Genomic DNA, 20,189 nt, shown 5'->3' with positions numbered 1-20,189 from the left:
CACTCTTCCCTTGCTTTTATCTTCTCAACAAGCTATACTAATCTGATAGATATAGTATGAATTGGAGGACTTTTTACATGAAAATTGCAGTAACTTATGATAACGGCAATGTTTTCCAGCACTTTGGAAAAACAGAGAATTTCAAGGTTTATGAGGTGGAGGATAATAAGGTTGTTTCCAGTGAAGTGATCGGTTCTAATGGGACAGGACACGGTGCACTTGCAGGACTTCTTGCAGAGCAGGGAATTGATGTCCTGATCTGTGGCGGAATCGGCGGCGGTGCACAGAATGCACTTGCAGAGGCCGGGGTTCAGTTATGCTCAGGTGCTCAGGGAAACACAGACGAGGTGGTAGAGTCTTACCTTAAGGGTGAACTGGTTTCAGCAGGAACAACCTGTGACCATCATCACCATGAGGAAGGTCATTCCTGTGGCGATCATGAAGAGGGACATTCCTGCGGAGGAACCTGCGGTGGTGGATGTGGTTCACACAAGCCGGCATTTACAGGCCCGAACGTAGGCAAAACCTGCCGTACCCATTATAGGGGAACTTTTAACGATGGAACACAGTTTGATTCTTCTTATGATCGTGGAGAACCGCTTGAATTTATCTGCGGAGCAGGACAGATGATCAAAGGATTCGATGCAGCAGTAGCTGGTATGGAAGTCGGAGAGATCAGAGAAATCCATCTGATGCCAGAAGAAGCATATGGCATGCCGGATCCGAATGCAATCTTTACACTTGAGATCGCTCAGCTTCCGGGTTCCGAGGATCTTACAGTAGGACAGCAGGTATATCTGTCTAATCAGTATGGACAGCCATTCCCGGTTAAGGTAACTGCAAAGGAAGAAACTACCATTACTTTCGATGCAAACCATGAGATGGCAGGTAAAGAACTGAACTTCAAGATTGAACTTGTGGAAGTAAAATAAAATTTTATTTGAATGATAAGAAAGCGGCTATAATTCCGACAGACAGGGAGAGTAGCTGCTTTTTTCTTTGCCTGGTATATCGAAGAGGTGCCGGTGGCATGTCTGCTTATTTTCCTAAAAATTTAAAGATCTGCGGAGGTGATGCTTTTGGAGACAGTGTAAGATCAGTGTACATTGAAGATTTGACGCAGTGGCTGAATATGGAGGGGGATCTGTGGCTATACAGCACTGAGGGATTTATAAATTATTATGTTAATGGTAAAGAATTGGAGAATTTAGCAAAAACGTTTTTCGGATTTGTTCTTTTTTTTCTCTGAAAATTTCATTTTTTTATACAAAAATTTGTTTGTACATTCACAAAAAGAGAGATTATAATAAAACCAGAAATTGCAATTACCAGAAGGGGGATATCAGTGTATACAAAGAAAAAGAAAATAGTTATTACAGTGGCAGTAATAGTGATACTTGTTATTACAGTCGTTTATTTTAGTATCGGGGGAATCCTGGTAAATGCGAAAAGACTGGGAGAAATATCAGGCTATTACACAGGAATAAACCTGAGAGAAGATGGAACAGAGATTCGCAAGGACGATGAGGACAGTGACGTTTTTGATTATAACAGTTGTTACGACCTTATAATTAGCTCAGAAAAGAAGCCATATTTGGATGTTTATGATTCCGAAGCAGCAAATCCAGGGGTCAGAGGATGGATCATCGGATTAAATGATAATACAGTAACATTGTGGCTGAATCCACTGGAAACAGATTTTGGATTTGCTCCTTTTACTGGTAATTCAATAATACCAATATATAAATTCGAATATGAATTAAAGCAAAATAAAATTGTTTTATCACATGATGGAAAGGAGATCCCATTCAGAAAAATTTAATATCAGGAGGAACAACGATGGCAATTATCACTTTCAACGAAATCATAGAAGTAAACGGAATACTGGAACAAAAACATCTGAATTTCAAACTCCACCTTCGCGATGCCTGCGGAGCACAGGCTTTGTGGATCGAACCACTGGGAAACTGTGCCTGCGAGGGACGTTATGATGAGATGCATCAGGTGATCGAACAGTATTTCCTGGATAAAGGACTGAATGTAAAATACTGGGACGATGAAAAGTTACAGTTTACCCTGGAGAAAAAATAATCCGACTACAAAAAAGTGAGGCATAAAAATGGCAAAGATCAGAGTAATCAAGAAAAATGACGACTATTCCATGGATTATCAGGTTGGCGATATCCTGGAAGTGACAGGAACCTGGTATGGCGGGATCAATGTAAACAGCAAGACAGGAATCCCACTCTGTCTGGACAAAGATGAATATGAGGAAATCCCTGAGAATACAGATCTTTCTCACGAGGAATACGAAAGAGCTGCAAACTACTGGAAAGAAAAAGATGCACAGTCAAAAAAACTGGATCAGGATGCTCTAAAAAAGACCGTGGAGGAGTATATTCAGGCAAACAACACCTGCGCACTGGCAACCGCGGCAGGAGATTTTGTGCGCTGTACGCCGCTGGAATATACGTATCATGACGACTGCTTCTGGATTTTTTCTGAAGGTGGCGAGAAGTTTTATGCACTGGAAAAGAACAAGAACGTATGCCTGGTCATCTTTGATAAATATGAAGGTTTCGGCAAACTCAAAGGAATGCAGGTCACAGGCCTGGCATCTATTGTAGAGCCATTTTCACAGGAATATGTACAGGCGGCAGATTTCCGAAAGATTCCACTGAAGGCTCTGGAAAAAATGCCGCATCCGATGAACCTTATCAAAATAAAACCAAAGAAAATCGAATTCGTAAATTCTGACTTCAAGAAAGATGGCGCAGATTCCAGACAGACACTTATCTGCGACTGAAAATAATTCTCTAAAAAGAGTAAAGATGCTTGTTTGAAGAATGCAGTTGTATTATAATAAAAAAGAAATGTTTTCTAATAGGGAGAATTGTATAAGCAGCTGAAGACAATTATAATAGTGAGTTAATATACTCAAAGATACCTGAAATCCGAGGTATTCGTTCGTGCTGACGTAACAGCAGCTGGAGTTGTAGGAAAAAAGCCAGTGCAAGTTGAAACAGTCTTGCTAACTAAGGAATAGAATCCCGATGGTAACAGCTGAGCAATGGTATAAGTCCACGAAAACCAAGTGGCAAAATATTAAAAACTAGGAAAGGAAAAGCTATTTCAGATGAAGACAAAACCTATATCTAATCAAGTTATGAATTTATAGGTATGTACCGATGGCTTAGTCGGGAATTTACGACTGTGGAGTGTACATGGATCTGCGAGTAGTAAATCACTTAGTGATTACCAAAGCATACACATTGAAGCAGTAACTATAAATCGCGAGATTATAGCGAATCATCTGGCATATACGTAGTTGTATATGTTTCAAGTAGCAGGAATCTAGTATGATTACCTGGAACAATCTGGATACACTTGCATCTTTTAAAGAACTTGCAGGAGTTAAAAAAGTAGACCTTGCAGAGGTTATGGCAGGAGAGAATGGAGCAGAACGTGTAAAGAATTACAGCGTTTCGATGACAGAGGGACTTTCCTATAACTTTGCAGCCAAAAAGGTAGACGATGAAGTTCTGGAAGGACTTAAGAAACTGGCAGAGGAAGCACAGCTTACTGAGAAATTTGAAGCTCTTTACAATGGAGAAGTGATCAACACAGGAGAGAAACGTCTTGTTCTTCATCATATGACACGCGGTCAGCTTGGAAATGCAGTTGAGGCTGACGGAGCTGACAAGAGAGCTTTCTATACAGAGCAGCAGAAGAGAATTGCAGAATTTGCAGATAAGGTACATGCCGGAGAAATCACAAACGCAGCTGGAGAGAAATTTACAACAGTTGTTCAGATCGGTATCGGTGGAAGTGACCTTGGTCCTCGTGCAATGTATCTTGCACTTGAGAACTGGGCAAAGAAAAACGGTAAATTCAAAATGGAAGCGAAGTTCATCAGCAATGTAGACCCTGATGATGCAGCAGCAGTCCTGAACTCTATCGATGTTGCACATTCCATTTTTGTACTGGTTTCCAAATCAGGAACAACTCTGGAAACTCTGACAAATGAATCCTTTGTAAAAGATGCCCTTAAGAATGCAGGACTGGATGCATCCAGACATATGATCGCAGTTACAAGTGAGACATCACCTCTTGCAAAGAGTGATGACTATCTTGCAGCATTCTTTATGGATGACTATATCGGAGGACGTTATTCTTCCACATCTGCTGTAGGCGGTGCTGTATTATCTCTGGCATTCGGACCGGAAGTCTTCGCACAGTTCCTGGATGGAGCAGCAGCAGAGGATAAACTTGCAACAAACAAAGATGTAATGCAGAACCCGGCTATGCTGGATGCACTGATCGGTGTTTATGAGCGTAACGTACTTGGATATCCAAGCACAGCAGTTCTTCCATATTCTCAGGCACTGAGCCGTTTCCCGGCACACCTTCAGCAGCTTGATATGGAATCCAACGGTAAATCCGTAAACCGTTTTGGTGAGCCTGTAGATTATGTGACAGGACCGGTTATCTTCGGTGAGCCAGGAACCAACGGACAGCATTCCTTCTATCAGCTTCTGCATCAGGGAACTGACATTGTACCGCTTCAGTTCATCGGATTCAAAAACAGTCAGATTGGTACGGATGTAGTGATCCAGGACAGCACAAGCCAGCAGAAACTCTGTGCCAATGTTGCTGCTCAGATCGTAGCATTTGCCTGCGGTAAAGAAGATGAAAACCGCAATAAGAACTTCGAGGGCGGACGTCCGTCAAGCATCATCATCGGTGAGCAGCTGACACCGGAAGCTCTTGGTGCACTTCTTGCACACTTTGAGAATAAGGTTATGTTCCAGGGATTCCTGTGGAATGTAAACAGCTTTGACCAGGAGGGTGTACAGCTTGGTAAAGTCCTTGCAAAACGTGTGCTTGCCCATGAAACAGATGGAGCACTTAGGGTATTCAGTGATCTTCTGAATATCTGAATAGAATATAGGTGACTGTGAGGGTATTGAACAGTTACAAATATAAGTTTATAGAACAGTCCTGCAGCATGATCATCATGCTGTGGGGCTGTTTTTGGCTTTATAGGTGTATTTAGCTAAAATGTACAGATTCTGATGACTTTTTGTGACATCATGCGTATTTACAATTGCAGATGGCAAGTGTATAATAGCGGAAAGTGAAAACGATTACACATACATATGAAATAACCTACATATAATACATGAAATACATATGATAATTAAATGATAATGATACCATAGATATGAAGCCGGATATCAAAATCCGAAAAATAACAGGAGGTCAGAAATGAGTGCATTAACAAGCATACTTGCCGCAGAACTGATTAAAATCGAAGAAACCGCAGCAATGGATCGAGAACTTCAGAAACAGCGTCTTACCCATCATCTGATGCCTCCGACCGGATGGCTGAATGATCCGAATGGATTATGTTATTTTAAAGGAAGATATCATGTGTTTTTTCAGTATTCACCGTTTGATGCAGAGGGAGGACTGAAGCTCTGGGGTCATTATTCCAGTGAAGACCTGGTTTCCTGGAGATATGAGGGAGTACCGTTATATCCGGACAGCAGTTATGACTGTCATGGGGTCTATTCCGGTTCTGCAATAGTGGAGGATGAGAAATTACATCTTTTTTTTACGGGAAACGTCAAAATGGACGGGGACTATGATCACATCAATAACGGGAGGGAAGCCAGTACCCTTCATGTAGAGAGTGAAGATGGGATACATTTTGGCGTAAAAGAAGTAGCGGTCGATTATCAGGATTATCCGGAAACATATACCCGTCATGTGAGGGATCCAAAAGTATGGAAAGATGATGATGCTTATTTTATGGCACTCGGCGGACGCAAAAAGAATGATCAGGGAGCTGTACTGATCTACAGATCAGAGAATCTCAAGAACTGGACTTACGAAAGGGAAATCACTACAGAAGAACCATTTGGATATATGTGGGAATGTCCGGATATGTTTAAGATAGAAGGACAGCAGGTGTTGGCTGTTTCTCCACAGGGGCTGAAGCGCGAAGAATACAGATTTCAGAATGTTTATCAGTCAGGATATTTCCTTTTGAAAGACGGAAAAATGGATGTGAAAGAGTTTCAGGAGTGGGATATGGGATTTGACTTTTATGCGCCTCAGACATTTGAGGACGCAAAGGGAAGGAGAATTCTGATCGGCTGGATGGGACTTCCGGATGTTGAAGGAGAATATACGAATCCGACAGTAGAGAAAGAGGGCTGGCAGCATTGTCTGACTGTTCCAAGAGAGATTCGTCTGTATAATGGAAGATTATATCAATATCCGGTAGAAGAGCTTAAGGTGCTTAGAGGAAGAGACTTCAGAATAGATGAAACGCAGGAAAATATTGAAGTCTTCAGACCGTTTGAGCTGGAAATGAAACTGGATACAAGGATATGCAGAATATCCTTTGGAACGGATCTGATACTGGAGGCAGATGGGCCGAAGGTTTGGTTAAGGCTCTCCAAAGAGGCCGGCGCAGGGCGAAGACAACGCAATGCGATCCTTCCGTCAGGAAGCCTGAAAGAACTTCGTATGCTTGTGGATACAACGGCAGTGGAGATCTATTTGAATCACGGAGAAATTGTTTTTTCTACAAGATATTATCCGGAAAAAATGTCTCAGACCGTAAAACTGGAGGCAGAGAAATTCCAGGGATATATATATGAGTTAAAAGAAATGACCGGAATAAAGTAAGGCCGGAAGAATGGTGAAAATACAGATAAAATACGAAAGGGTGCCATGTGAAGAATGCATGGCACCCTTTCGTATTTTATGGGAGAAGAAGGGACGGAGTAAACAGTAGCTAATTATCTAAAAATTCTGTAAAAAGAGGTTGGAAGAGTAGTAATTGGAAGTTGAGTGTGATAAAATAATCTACAGTGACACTTTGATCAGAGGAGTGTCACAATATTACCTATAAGTTGATATTGAGGTGAGAATAGTTGATGTTAGAACATAAAAAGATTCAAAACCTCAGTGATTTTTTTACAGAGTTGGGGAAGCGCAGGGAAAAGGGAGTATATTTTTATCGTATTAATGGTTATTCCGAAGAAATTGGGAAATTTCTATATGACTATTATGATGCTGCAAGGAAGTGTGGAGTGATCATCGAGGGTAAGATACCGAATCCTACAGAGGGGAATCTGGCTTATTACTATGAAATGATGGGAAATGATTTCCAGCTTGGCATGGGGTTTATCATGTGTAGTCTGAAGAAATGGCTTCCCAGGATGAACCGTTCGCAGAATGAGAATGTGGCAGCTTCCATTTACGATTCACTGGAGGAACTGAGAAGATCAGGAAAAACAGAAAATATGCTCAGGAATGCGTATATCAAGTTTATGTGCTGGCTCTATTACAAGTTTGAGCGGATCGTAAACCAGCTGGGACAGGAACGACTTCCAAAGATCTTATATGTCGGTTCAGTCAGCAATTATGAACTGCTGCTGCTGGGCGTTCTCTCCAATGCAGGATGTGATGTGGTTCTGGTGCAGCCATCAGGAGATGAATCATATCTGAAGCTCGATCCACAGTCGCAGAAATCAGACAGATACGAAGGTGAGAACTTCGGAGAAATTCCGGCAGACTTTTCGCTTGCAAAGCTACGGCAGAATATTGAGAAGACCGTGCAGAATCAGAAGATATTTGGCTCAGAAGGTGGTTTTACCAACTGTACAAATGCATGGATCGAGGGTGGCGGTCTTTCGGATATCCTGAAGGAACCAGCAGCCAGAGGCGATCGGGAGGGATTTTTTTATAACTGTTATCTTCGGATCAATGGTGTGGAAGACAAACTTACTTATGCGAATGAACTGTATCAGTTTTATCTGGAACTAAAGAACCGGAAGCGGCAGATTGTTGTTGTGAATGGCAGTATCCCGAATCCGACAACGGATGAGATCATGAAGATCCGCCGGACTCATTATACAGGGGCAGAGCAGATGATCGCAGATCTCCAGATGAATATTCAGTATCCGGCAAGTAAGATCCTGCAGGCGGTTTTTTGCAGAGCCTTTGCAGAAGTGATGATGCGGGAGGCAACTGAACCGGATATCAGCCTTAACCGACTGATGAATAAAGGAGTGTATCTTCTGTGCTGGATCAAAAGATATCAGGGACAGCTTTTTAAGAACTGGAAGAAAAACGACACAGGTTGTTTTGTTCATATGGGCAGTTGCCGGAGTGTCAATGAAGTGCTTTTTATAAAATTTCTGGCGAGAGTACCGGCAGATGTCCTGATCCTGCACCCGGACCGAAATGAACCGGTCATGCTTGAGGATCCGCTTTTATATGAAATCAATCATGATACATCTATGGTGATGCAACGATTTCCGGAACAGAATGCACAGCTTCATATAGGAACGGCGGCGTATCATGCAGAACGGGAACTGGATACACTGATGTACAATGATTCTGTGATATTTCGAGACAGGCAGTTTGTCCAGGCAAATACCATATCATTGCAGACAATGGATCGGGAGATCAGGCTTCTCTGGAATACGGAGATGAAATATCGTCCTAATTTCAGTACAGTGGACGGCGTTGTAAACCTGCCGGTCATCTTTTCAAAAATATCGGGTGTGAAGGATCAAAAAATAGAAGAATATTGGATTTCTGTCAAGCAGCTGATGACTCCGGAAACAGTGGTGATCGATCAGCCGCCGTTTTTTACCTCCGTATCACCGAATCCGATTAAAATGTATGTGGCAGAATTTTTCAGAAACGGAAAACTGCAGCGAAGGAAGATAAAAACTCATCCGGCATATCCGTATGGATTTCTCAGAGAAGAAATGCAGGATTATATTCTGGATAAGCTGGAGACAATGATAGAACAGCGTCTGATCCGTGGAACGTTTGAAAATGGAACAGAATATACGATCATATCTGTTGCACTGAATCTTCCGAAACAGGTTACGCGTCTGATACAGAATTTTGATTTTACAAAAAAGAATCCGAAACTGATATATATTAATACATCAGAGGTACTGATCACGCTTGAGGATTCTATTTATACGGCTTTTCTGAACCTGCTGGGATTTGATGTGCTTTTCTTTATTCCGACAGGATACAACATAGATAATCATTTTAACCAGAAATTAATGGAAGAACATCAGACAGGAACTTATATGTATGATCTGCAGGTTCCTGACTGGAATACGATTTCATTAACAGCACGCACGTCATGGCGTGACAGAATATTCAGGAAGGGGTAAGCGTTATGGGACTTGATTTCAGTAAGGTAACACCACCTGCATCACCGACAGGAGAGGCGGGGACAGAGATTGAGACTGTAAAGCCATATGATATTGTGGCTGACAGGAAGCAGATGAATGAAACGCTGGTAAATTCTGATGAGGTGGATGCACTTGTAAGCACGATCGAAGTAAATAATCTGGAAACGATTGTTTGTTTTGGAGCAGATGCTGCCGAGGAGGTGGCGAAGGCATCGGATATTGTTCTGAACAGCATGAACATGAGCCAGCTGGATGAGTCCAGTGAAATGCTGACTTCACTGTCAAAGATCATGTCAAAGTTTGATCCGAGTGAACTCAAGGAAAGTACAGGGCTGTTTAACAAACTGTTTGGAAATATGAAGAAACAGCTCGAAAAAATCCTCGATAAATATCATACCATGGGAGAGGAAGTGGACAAAATCTATGTTCAGCTCCGTGAGTATGAGGGTGAGATCAAACAGTCCAACCGCAAGCTGGAGCAGATGTTTGATGCAAATGTTGATTATTATCATCAGCTTGTAAAATATATTCTTGCCGGAGAGCAGGGATGCAGGGAACTGGAAGCCTATATTGCACAGCGTCAGGCTGATTTTGAGGCAACCGGGGACAATTCCATACAGCTGGAACTGGCAGGGCTGAATAATGCTCTGATGATGCTGGAACAGCGTACACAGGATCTGAGGGTGGCAGAGAATATCGCGATACAGTCTATTCCGATGATCAAGACAATGGCATACAGTAATATGAACCTTGTAAGAAAAATCAACTCGGCGTTCATTGTTACGCTTCCGGTGTTTAAGCAGGGACTGGCCCAGGCAGTTATGCTCAAGCGTCAGAAGATCCAGGCGGAGGCACTGTCGGAGCTTGACAAGAAGACAAACGAGATGCTGATCAAGAATGCACGTAATACCGTAGAACAGTCCAAGATGACAGCCAGACTGGCAAGCGGAAGCTCTGTCAAGATCGAGACTCTGGAGACTACCTGGAGAACGATCGTCAACGGTATCGAGGAAACACAGAACATTCAGGAAACAGCCAGAAAACAGAGGATTGACGATGCGGCCCGGCTCGAAAACATCAAGCAGGAATTTCTCAAAACCTATGGTGGAGCAGGCAGATAAAGCATGTTAAAATAATCCAACATCAAAGTATAAAGGAGGAAACGATTATGCCAATCAATTTATCAAAAGGACAGAAAGTAGATCTTACCAAGGGGAATCCGGGATTAAAGAATATCATGGTAGGCCTTGGCTGGGATGTCAATGCATTCGACACAGGTGCAGACTTTGACCTTGATGCAGCAGCATTTATGCTTGGTTCCAATGGTAAATGCCCGACAGACAAGGAATTTGTCTTCTATGGAAACCTGGAACATCCGTCAGGAGCTGTAAAGCATATGGGTGATAACCGCACAGGTGACGGCGAAGGCGATGACGAAGAGATGGAGATCGCACTTGCAGATGTTCCGGCAAATGTTGAAAGAATCGCATTCACTGTTACAATCTATGAGGCAGAGGCCAGAAGACAGAATTTCGGACAGGTTTCCAATGCATATATCCGTATCGTGGACAAGGACACAAACCAGGAACTGATCCACTATGATCTGGGTGAAGATTTTTCTATTGAGACAGCAATTGTGGTAGGAGAACTTTACAAACATAACGGTGAATGGAAGTTTAATGCGATCGGAAGTGGGTTCCAGGGTGGACTCGCAGCACTGTGCGGACATTTTGGAATTGAGGTTGCATAATAATTCCTGAATAAGAGATACTGTGAACGGAGTGAACAGTAACAACTGGCAGTTTGCCGGGAGGAGAAAAATATGTCAATTAGTTTGCAAAAGGGACAGAAGGTCAGTCTTAGTAAAGAAAGTAAAGGTCTGTCAAATGTACTCGTAGGTCTTGGATGGGATGCGGTAGAGCAGAAATCAGGATTATTTGGGCTTTTTAAGGCGGCGGATATTGACTGTGACGCAACAGCAATCCTGCTTAAGAATGGTAAATTTACAGACAAGAATGATGTTGTATATTTTGGAAATCTTACACACAAGTCAGGCACTGTCCGTCATATGGGAGATAACCTGACAGGTGACGGTGACGGAGATGATGAGCAGATCCTCATTGAACTGTCCAGGGTTCCACAGGAATATGACAAAATCGTGATTGTTGTAAATATCTATTCTGCAGTTCAGAGAAAGCAGCATTTTGGAATGATCAGAAATGCATTTATCAGAATCGTAGATGGAAGTACGAATAAAGAGATGTGTAAATATGATCTTACCGAGAATTATTCCGGAATGACGGCGATGATATTTGGAGAGATATACAGACACAACGGCGAATGGAAATTTGGAGCCATTGGCCAGGGTACAAAGGACACATCGATCGGCGATCTTTGCAGACGATATGTGTAATGGAGGTATTCACCGGATGAGTGAGAATCAAAACAAAGCAGTTCTGACGAAGGAACTGCTGAACAGAAAAACCCTTGAACAGGGCTTGACGGAAGAACAGGCTGCACAGAGTAAACAGCAGTATGGAACGAATGCACTTGCCAAGAAAGAAGCGGAATCGCTCTGGTCTATGTTTATCGGTGCTTTTAATGATATCTGGATCAAGGTTCTCTGCCTTGCACTGGTACTTAAGATCGTTTTGGCGATTCTTGGAGTGATCGTTCCGGCACTGGGCGGCGAGAATGATGTTATCGAGATTATCAGTATTGTAATTGCGATTGCACTTGCAACAGGATTCAGCACCCTGTCCGAATACAGAAATACATCAAGAAGCGAGGCTTTGCAGGAAGAGTACAACAAAACCTACGCTAAGGTATTTCGAAACGGAAAACTTGTCAAAATCCTGACAAGTGACATTGTAAAGGGAGACACGATCCTGATCCAGGCAGGTGACAAGGTTCCGGTTGACGGACTTTTGTTTAAAGGAAATGTGAAGGTGTCCCAGGCAGCACTGAATGGAGAGTCACGTGATGAATCCAAGACGGCTGCTGACAGTATGGAAGAGGCAGAATCCACGGATTACTCTTCTGCACACAAGGTATTTATGGGATCTGTTGTAACCAGTGGGGAAGCTTATATGGTGGCAACGGTGATCGGTGATGCATCTGAGCTTGGTAAGATCAATAAAGCTCTTACGGATGACAATGAGGAAGAAGAACGTAAGGATACTTCCAGTCTTAAGCTTGAGGTTGTTGCCGGAGGAATCGGTAAGCTTGGTGTTTCAGCAGCTGTGATCGCAGGTGTGCTTCAGGTGTTCCTTTCCATTATCCGTGCAGATGAAGCAATCACACCTGTATTTGTGATCCTTCTGATCGCAGAGGCAGTTATGCTGATGGCTTCTATCGTTATCATGGCAGTGCCGGAAGGTCTTCCGATGATGAACAGTCTGGTTCAGTCCATGAATACAGAATCCATGTACAAAAAGAATATCCTTGTAAGTCACAAGGCTGCTTTTTCAGATTCTGCTTATATGAATCTTCTGTTCAGTGACAAGACAGGAACTATCACGGAGGGAAATCTTTCTCTGGTAGAGTTTGTGCTGGGAGATGGAAGAATTGTTGATCATATTTCACATAATGATTTTCTGGAAGCGATCACTCTGAATAACCTTGCAAAGATTTCTGAAGGCAGGGCGATCGGAAGCAACAACATGGACCGTGCTCTTCTGACTTATTCCATCACAAAGGGCGGTCCGGAGAAGGTTGATGCATCTAAGGTAAAGGAAATCAGCGGATTTGATTCCGAGAAAAAATGTGCGACTGTAGAATTGAATGATGGAACGGTTTACTGGAAAGGTGCTACGGAGAACATCATCAATGAAGTGACACATTATATGACAGAAGACGGCAGGGTTATAGACTTCACTCCTTCTGAAAAGGCAAAAGTAGAAGAGCAGATGGTTGCACAGGCAAAGAGAACCATGAAGCTTCTTTCTGTAGTGAAGATCACAGGAAGCCAGAAAATCCTCCTTGCAGTTCTCAGCCTGAGAGATAACGTAAGAAAAGATGCGATTGAGACAGTTGAGGTTCTGAACCATGCCGGAATCCAGGTGGTTATGGTTACAGGTGATGCAGAAGAAACAGCTGTTGCAATTGCAAAAGAAGCCGGAATCCTCAAGGATGAGAAGACAGAAGTTGTTCTTACTCATGATGAACTGGAACAGCTTTCCGACGAAGAACTTAAGAAAAAACTTCCGATGCTTCGTGTTGTCAGTCGTGCGAAACCTCTGGATAAGAAACGTCTTGTCACAATTGCACAGCAGCTTGACGATGTCTGTGGTATGACAGGAGACGGTGTCAATGATGCACCGGCACTGAAACAGGCGGATATCGGATTTGCAATGGGAGATGGAACAGCAGTTGCACAGGAGGCAGGAGATGTTGTTATTCTGAACAACAGTCTGACTTCCATCAAGGACTGTGTATTAAACAGCCGAACCATGGCGAAATCTGTCGGCAAGTTCCTGATCTTCCAGCTGACTGTAAATATCAGTACTCTGCTGATGAATATTCTTGCACCGATTCTTGGATGGACAGAGCCGTTTTCCATTGTTCAGATCCTGTGGATCAACCTGATCATGGATACGCTGGCAGCTATGGCATTTGGTGGTGAGCCAATCCTGAATCGTTATATGAATGAACAGCCGGCAAAGAGAAGTGATGATATCCTGACAGGCTACATCAAATCTGCAATTGGGGTGAGTGCGGTATTTATCACACTTGGTTCCATTCTGATTCTGGAGAATATCGGCGGGATCACAACGGCAGTTATGCCGGCAGGATGTGCTGATCCGGAACTTTATGAGAAGACATTTATGTTTGCATTCTTTATCTATTCCATCATCTTTAACAGTCTGAATACCAGATCTGAGAAATTCAATCTGTTTGAGCATATTGGAGAGAATAAGAGATTTGTCCTGGTCATGGGTGCAATCTTTGTCATGCAGACAGTTCTGATCCAGATTGGTGGTGAAGTATTCAGTACAACTCCACTGACACTGAAAGCACTGCTTGTCTCCATGGTACTGGGTGCACTGATCATCCCAGTGGATATGGTACGAAAAGCAATCGTGAAATCCGGTAAATAAAAAGTTACGTTAAACCCAGAAAACCCTCTGTCGAGTGACAGAGGGCTTTCTTTATGTTCTTTATAGTAAAGAAATGTTAATCAATTCCGATGCGGATGCCGCCTCTGCGCTCAGAAGGCTGAATAATGACGGTTACGGGCAGATTGCCGTGCCATTCAAAGGAATAGGATTCACCGGAGGCCTGACCGATAAAGGTCTTCCAGTTTACGTCTGTGGTAATGCGTGGATCACAGGAGCCATCGCCCATCCAGCAGATCACCGCGTCCGGATCGACAGAAATAGTATTGTGTGTCTGTACATTGCTGAGGGCAATCGGGTTTCCATCGGTGAGGATGGCTACATAGGCTTCACTTCCGGTTCCGGTAAGTGTTGTGGTGGCAAAACCTTTCTGAGACAAAACACCGACACCGATAAAGCGTACACTGTATTTGCAGTCCTGCGTAAATGCGAGAAGATTCTCGGATTCAACAGAGATAGTCTCACCCGGTTCCAGCTTATAGATAACAACATGCTGTGCATTTACTGCATAGAAAGTCTCAGAAGGTCCGTTCATAGTAACTTTCATCAGGGGAATATTCTCGCCTGTGACGCGGCGCATCAGAGAGCCGAGAGCCGCCTGTGCAAGACTCTTCTGTGGCCCGAGGAGAACCTTTTCGAAGCGATAGTTTGTATTTCCGCCGCAGTCACCTGCGATAAAAGCACCGGCTTTGGTAAAGATAGTATCATTTCCTGTGCTGGTGACCTTGAGTGTCAGTTCATTTACTGTTTCAAAAGTAAGCATAAAATTACCTCCCGTTAGTTTGTTTCAACACCATACAGCTGGCAGAGTCCGGCAAGATCTCTGGCGACTCCGTTTCCGATGGCATTGAATTTCCATTCTGTGTTATGTAGATAAATCTCTCCGAGCATCATGGAGGTGACGTTGTCATAATAATCTGTCAGCATAAAACTGTAGATTTCCTGACCGGAATCCGGATTGAGAATGCGGATATAAGCGTCCTGGACCATGCTGAAATTCAAATTTCGCTCCAGAGCCTCATTGATTGTGAGGACAAAAACAATCTTGCGGATGGAAGGATCAAGTCTGAAAAAATCAATGTCTGCATATTCACGGTCAGAAGAGGACTCATTGATATGCAGAGTGACGCTTTTGTTCGGGCTTGAAGTCTGTCCATAAAAAACGAACCAGTCATCACCTGGAACTTTGCCCGAAGCATCCAGAAGATAGGCTGAAAGGTCTATGTCACACTGAAGATTGGAGACATTCCAGCCAAGGGCAACCCGCAGCCGCGGGAGCTGCCCGACCATGCCGATCCGGACTTTCTGGCCCTTCTGGATGAGGTTACGAAGCTGTGGAGTGCTGTGCTTTGCGGGGGCAACAGGTGAAGCAAGGCACTGGCTTTTCTGATTGAGCGTCAATATATTTCCGGCATTGTATGCCGGTTTTGTTTTGGTGGGAATTTGAAGCATGATCTACCTCCCTGTGTTAACTGTCAGGTTGTTTTCTGTTTTTATCATATCATGTTATGGGGCAGAGGGAGTAATAATATTTTTATAAAAATTGGATAAACGAGTTTAGCAAATAAATTTGTAATTACATTAATTTTTGTTAATTTTTGACGCAGCAGTTGAAAAAAGGAAAAAATTAGGATATGATAAATTTAACTTTATAAAGGGCAAAACTGTGGTAACGCAGTGACGCAAAGCTATAGGGGCCGTAAACGAGCCAGCCAGTTGCAGAATTACAGGAGGAAGGAATGGCTCGTAAATATACTCGGGAAGAACTGAGAGAAAGGCTTCGGCGTTCAGTGTACAAGGTAGTAACAGAAGATGGAATCGAGGGGGTTACTGTTCGTAAAGTGTCCAAAGGATGTGAACTTTCCGATCCATATATTTACCAGTGTTACAGAGATCTCTTTGATCTGATGGAAACCTCTTTTCTTGAGATAGACAGTGAAATTGCAGGGATGATGAAAGCGCTGATCGAGAAGCAGACAACCGAACAAAGGACCGCACAGGAATCAGAAGAAACGTGCTGGACTTTGTGGAGTGCTTATTGGAAATTTCTCATGAGTGATCCTGAGCGGACAGTGTTTTACTGGAGATTTTATCAGTCTGCACGTTATACCAGGGAGATTTTGAAGGTCCGCCAGCAGGAATATAAAGTGCTTATTGATTATGTAGAAACACTTGGGAAACTGTCTGGAGTATCTGATCTTATGGATGCTGAAGTGATCGTTTCCAATATTGTTGACAGTACAGTGTCTGTAGCTGTTAAGATGCATCTTGGATATATGGACAGTACAGCACTTAAGGAACGAACGATCTATCAGTCCATATTTGCCTTGCTGTTTCATCTACTGCATATTGATGTATGGAATGGGGAAATATAAAAGCAGCGAGAGCTGCTTTTTTTGTACTTTTTTACGAACTTTATGGGACTGAAAAACGTATGAAACCACAAGATATTGATAAAAAACATCCAAATACGTCCAGAAATTGTACTAAATTAAAAGCATACGTTAAAGAATTGACAAGGGCATATGCCATAGTGTACACTAGCGTCGTGAACAAGGGAGTGTTCACTTGAAACTAATAAGATTCCGGTCTTATTTTTCTTTTTGTCAAGAAAGTTAGACTGGACATACGCGGAATAAATTATATTTTAGAGAGGTGCAAAATGAAAAACTTTTCACAGTGGGAAGGTTTCAAAGGAAACCGTTGGAAAGAAAAAATCGACGTCCGTAACTTTATCTCGATGAACTACACACCATATGACGGAGACGCTTCCTTCCTGGAAGGACCAACAGAAGCAACAAATAAACTGTGGGGAAAACTTCAGGAACTGCAGAAAGAAGAACGTGCCAAAGGCGGAGTTCTGGATATGGAAACAGAGGTTGTTACATCTCTGACAGCATATGGCCCAGGATACATCGACGAAGATCTCAAAGATCTTGAAACAGTTGTTGGTCTTCAGACTGACAAACCGCTGAAACGTGCATTTATGCCATACGGTGGAATCAAAATGGCAGAGCAGGCCTGCGAAACTTACGGATACAAGGTAAGTGACAAGATCAAAGACGTATTCCACAACTATGAATTCAAAACACATAACCAGGGTGTATTTGATATCTACACACCAGAGATGAAATTAGCCCGTCACAGCAAGATCCTGACAGGTCTTCCGGATACTTACGGACGTGGACGTATCGTTGGTGACTACAGACGAGTTGCTCTGTATGGTATCGATGCTCTGATCGAAGGAAAACAGAAAGACTTCGCAGCATGCGACCGTCAGGGTATGAGACGTTATGACTTCCAGCTTCGTGAAGAGATCGCAGATCAGATCCGTGCTCTTAAAGGAATGAAAGTTATGGCTGAAGCATACGGATTTGATATTTCCGAGCCGGCTAAAAATGCAAGAGAAGCATTCCAGTGGCTGTACTTTGGATATCTGGCAGCAATCAAGACTCAGAACGGTGCTGCAATGAGTGTTGGACGTATCTCCACATTCCTTGATGTTTATATCGAAAGAGACCTTGCTAACGGAACTCTTACAGAGAAAGAAGCTCAGGAGCTTGTTGACCACATGGTAATGAAATTCCGTATGGTTAAATTCGCCCGTATTCCTTCTTACAACCAGCTGTTCTCCGGTGACCCGGTATGGGCAACTCTGGAAGTAGCAGGTATGGGACAGGACGGACGTTCCATGGTAACAAAGAACGACTTCCGTTTCCTGCATACACTGGAAAACATGGGACCGGCTCCGGAACCGAACCTTACAGTTCTGTATTCTTCAAGACTGCCTGAAAACTTCAAAAAATATACAGCTGACATCTCCGTGCTGACAAGCTCTGTTCAGTATGAGAATGATGATGTTATGCGTCCGGTATGGGGCGATGACTACAGCATCTGCTGCTGTGTATCCGCTACTGAGACAGGTAAGGAAATGCAGTTCTTCGGAGCGCGTGCAAACCTTGCAAAATGCCTTCTGTATGCTATCAACGGTGGTGTTGATGAGAAGACAAAACAGCAGGTAGGACCGAACTATCAGCCGATTACTTCTGAGTATCTTGATTATGACGAAGTAGTTGCTAAATATGACAAGATGATGGACTGGCTGGCTCATCTGTATGTTGGAACACTGAACATGATCCACTACATGCATGACAAATACTACTATGAAGCAGCAGAGATGGCTCTGATCGATACAAAGGTTGACCGTTCTTTCGCAACTGGTATCGCTGGATTCTCTCACGTAGTAGACTCCTTGTCCGCTATCAAATATGCAAAAGTTAAAGCTGTTCGTGACGAAGACGGAATCACAACAGACTTCATTGTAGAAGGTGACTTCCCACGTTATGGTAACGATGATGACAGAGCAGATGAGATCGCAACAACACTGCTTTCTACATTCCTTGAGAAACTGAAACACATCCATACCTATCGTGATTCCAAACCTACTACTTCCATTCTTACCATTACATCCAATGTTGTTTATGGTAAAGCTACAGGATCCCTTCCGGATGGAAGAAAAGCAGGCGAACCGCTTGCACCTGGTGCCAACCCGTCCTACGGAGCAGAGCAGAACGGACTTCTTGCTTCCCTCAACTCTGTTGCAAAACTGGACTATGAAGATGCCCTTGACGGTATCTCCAATACTCAGACCATCAACCCTGATGCTCTGGGACATACAGAAGAAGAACGTACAGAGAACCTTGTTCGTGTACTTGACGGATACTTTGATCAGGGTGCTCATCACCTCAATGTTAACGTATTCGGTAAAGAAAAACTGATCGATGCTATGGAACATCCGGAAAAAGAAGAGTATGCAAACTTCACAATCCGTGTATCCGGATATGCTGTTAAATTCATCGACCTTACAAGAGAGCAGCAGCTGGATGTTATTGCCAGAACCTGCCACGACAGAATGTAATAATGAGTGAAGAAATCAAAGGATATGTCCATTCTCTGGAAAGCTTCGGATCAGTAGACGGACCGGGCGTCAGATATGTGATATTCCTGAGTGGATGTGCAATGCGCTGCCAGTTCTGCCATAATCCGGACACCTGGAAAATGGGAGAGGGGCAGCAGTACACCCCGTCTCAGCTTCTGAAACAGGCTCTTCGCTATAAGAATTACTGGGGTAACAAAGGCGGGATCACTGTGAGTGGAGGAGAACCTCTTCTTCAGATTGATTTCCTGATTGAATTTTTCCGTCAGGCAAAGGCCGCAGGAGTTCATACGACTCTTGATACCAGTGCCAATCCTTACACAGAAAAGGAACCTTTTTATTCCAAATGGCTGGAGCTTATGAAGTATACTGATCTTGTTCTTCTGGATATCAAGCAGATTGACGAAGAAGAACATATCAAGCTTACAGGACAGTCCAACAAAAATATTCTGGCAATGGCACGGAAATTGTCAGATATGGGAAAACCGATGTGGATTCGCCACGTACTGGTTCCGGGAGGCAGTGATAAAGATGAGTATCTCCACAGGCTTGCAGATTTTATCCATACTTTAAAAACAGTGGAGAGAGTCGAAGTGCTTCCGTACCATACACTTGGTGTATTTAAGTGGGAACAGCTAGGAATTCCTTATCCGCTGGAAGGTGTCAGACCACCTTCGAAGGAACGGATCGACAACGCCAGAGAAATTCTGGGAGCGATATAAACCGGTCAGAAGACTGGAAATAAAAAAGATCTCAATGCCAGTGATGTCAGAGAGATCTTTTTTGTGTAGAATAAAATGTCTGGAAATGCTTTTTCTACTTGACATTCCGGGCAGTTCATCATACTCTTTTGTAGATGTGTTATTGTGAATGGAATAAACAATAACTAAGAGGTTT

17 protein-coding genes and 1 riboswitch are annotated in these 20,189 nt (G+C 43.1%); of the genes, 15 read left to right on the top strand and 2 right to left on the bottom strand.

From position 1 onward, the window contains the following. Nucleotides 1-77: 77 nt before the first annotated feature. The 12 genes from GT674_RS05550 (at nt 78) to GT674_RS05495 (ending at nt 14,338) form a co-directional block, all read left to right on the top strand. Nucleotides 78-932 (top strand): FKBP-type peptidyl-prolyl cis-trans isomerase, encoded by an 855-nt coding sequence (locus GT674_RS05550; protein WP_161284810.1) that lies wholly within the window; start codon nt 78-80, stop codon nt 930-932. 98 nt (nt 933-1,030) lie between these two features. After that, a complete protein-coding gene (locus GT674_RS05545) occupies nt 1,031-1,249 on the top strand; it encodes a hypothetical protein (protein WP_161284809.1) in 219 nt (72 codons plus the stop codon). A 96-nt stretch (nt 1,250-1,345) separates the two neighbouring features. Further along, entirely contained in the window at nt 1,346-1,822 is a 477-nt protein-coding gene (locus tag GT674_RS05540; protein WP_161284808.1) for a hypothetical protein, read from the top strand. Nucleotides 1,823-1,839: 17 nt separating this feature from the next. After that, nucleotides 1,840-2,091: an RDAC family protein gene (locus GT674_RS05535; protein WP_161284807.1), complete on the top strand. Its 252-nt coding sequence runs from the start codon at nt 1,840-1,842 to the stop codon at nt 2,089-2,091. A 28-nt stretch (nt 2,092-2,119) separates the two neighbouring features. Then, nucleotides 2,120-2,806, top strand: coding sequence for a pyridoxamine 5'-phosphate oxidase family protein (locus GT674_RS05530; protein WP_330585476.1), 687 nt, complete (start codon nt 2,120-2,122; stop codon nt 2,804-2,806). A gap of 553 nt (nt 2,807-3,359) precedes the next feature. After that, complete coding sequence (locus GT674_RS05525) at nt 3,360-4,940, top strand: glucose-6-phosphate isomerase (RefSeq protein ID WP_161284806.1); 1,581 nt, start codon at nt 3,360-3,362, stop codon at nt 4,938-4,940. A gap of 328 nt (nt 4,941-5,268) precedes the next feature. After that, entirely contained in the window at nt 5,269-6,699 is a 1,431-nt protein-coding gene (locus GT674_RS05520) for a glycoside hydrolase family 32 protein (protein ID WP_161284805.1), read from the top strand. A gap of 251 nt (nt 6,700-6,950) precedes the next feature. Beyond that, on the top strand, nt 6,951-9,218 hold the full coding sequence (locus tag GT674_RS05515; protein WP_161284804.1) for a YceG family protein: 2,268 nt from the start codon (nt 6,951-6,953) through the stop codon (nt 9,216-9,218). 5 nt (nt 9,219-9,223) lie between these two features. Next, nucleotides 9,224-10,360 (top strand): toxic anion resistance protein, encoded by a 1,137-nt coding sequence (locus GT674_RS05510; RefSeq protein WP_161284803.1) that lies wholly within the window; start codon nt 9,224-9,226, stop codon nt 10,358-10,360. A gap of 47 nt (nt 10,361-10,407) precedes the next feature. Then, nucleotides 10,408-10,989, top strand: coding sequence for a TerD family protein (locus tag GT674_RS05505; RefSeq protein ID WP_161284802.1), 582 nt, complete (start codon nt 10,408-10,410; stop codon nt 10,987-10,989). Between the two features lie 72 nt (nt 10,990-11,061). After that, on the top strand, nt 11,062-11,652 hold the full coding sequence (locus GT674_RS05500; RefSeq protein WP_161284801.1) for a TerD family protein: 591 nt from the start codon (nt 11,062-11,064) through the stop codon (nt 11,650-11,652). Nucleotides 11,653-11,668: 16 nt separating this feature from the next. Further along, nucleotides 11,669-14,338 (top strand): cation-translocating P-type ATPase, encoded by a 2,670-nt coding sequence (locus tag GT674_RS05495; protein WP_161284800.1) that lies wholly within the window; start codon nt 11,669-11,671, stop codon nt 14,336-14,338. A 76-nt stretch (nt 14,339-14,414) separates the two neighbouring features. On the opposite strand, the gene GT674_RS05490 is transcribed toward GT674_RS05495, so the two are convergent. After that, nucleotides 14,415-15,119, bottom strand: a complete 705-nt coding sequence (locus GT674_RS05490) for an AIM24 family protein (protein WP_161284799.1) — start codon at nt 15,117-15,119, stop codon at nt 14,415-14,417. Between the two features lie 14 nt (nt 15,120-15,133). Continuing rightward, complete coding sequence (locus GT674_RS05485; protein ID WP_161284798.1) at nt 15,134-15,808, bottom strand: TerD family protein; 675 nt, start codon at nt 15,806-15,808, stop codon at nt 15,134-15,136. A 195-nt stretch (nt 15,809-16,003) separates the two neighbouring features. Continuing rightward, nucleotides 16,004-16,080: riboswitch (cyclic di-GMP riboswitch) on the top strand. A gap of 15 nt (nt 16,081-16,095) precedes the next feature. On the opposite strand from GT674_RS05485, the gene GT674_RS05480 reads away from it, so the two are divergent. The 3 genes from GT674_RS05480 (at nt 16,096) to pflA (ending at nt 20,014) form a co-directional block, all read left to right on the top strand. Further along, entirely contained in the window at nt 16,096-16,731 is a 636-nt protein-coding gene (locus tag GT674_RS05480; protein ID WP_161284797.1) for a TetR/AcrR family transcriptional regulator, read from the top strand. Nucleotides 16,732-17,018: 287 nt separating this feature from the next. After that, nucleotides 17,019-19,274, top strand: a complete 2,256-nt coding sequence (gene pflB, locus GT674_RS05475) for a formate C-acetyltransferase (RefSeq protein WP_161284796.1) — start codon at nt 17,019-17,021, stop codon at nt 19,272-19,274. Between the two features lie 2 nt (nt 19,275-19,276). Continuing rightward, a complete protein-coding gene (pflA, locus tag GT674_RS05470) occupies nt 19,277-20,014 on the top strand; it encodes a pyruvate formate-lyase-activating protein (protein ID WP_118252685.1) in 738 nt (245 codons plus the stop codon). Nucleotides 20,015-20,189: the final 175 nt, after the last annotated feature.

The organism is Blautia sp. BIOML-A1 (assembly GCF_009883055.1).
Lineage (GTDB): Bacteria > Bacillota > Clostridia > Lachnospirales > Lachnospiraceae > Blautia_A.
The sequence above is the reverse complement of the archived record's forward strand: the minus strand, read 5'-3'. Positions and strand labels throughout refer to the sequence as shown.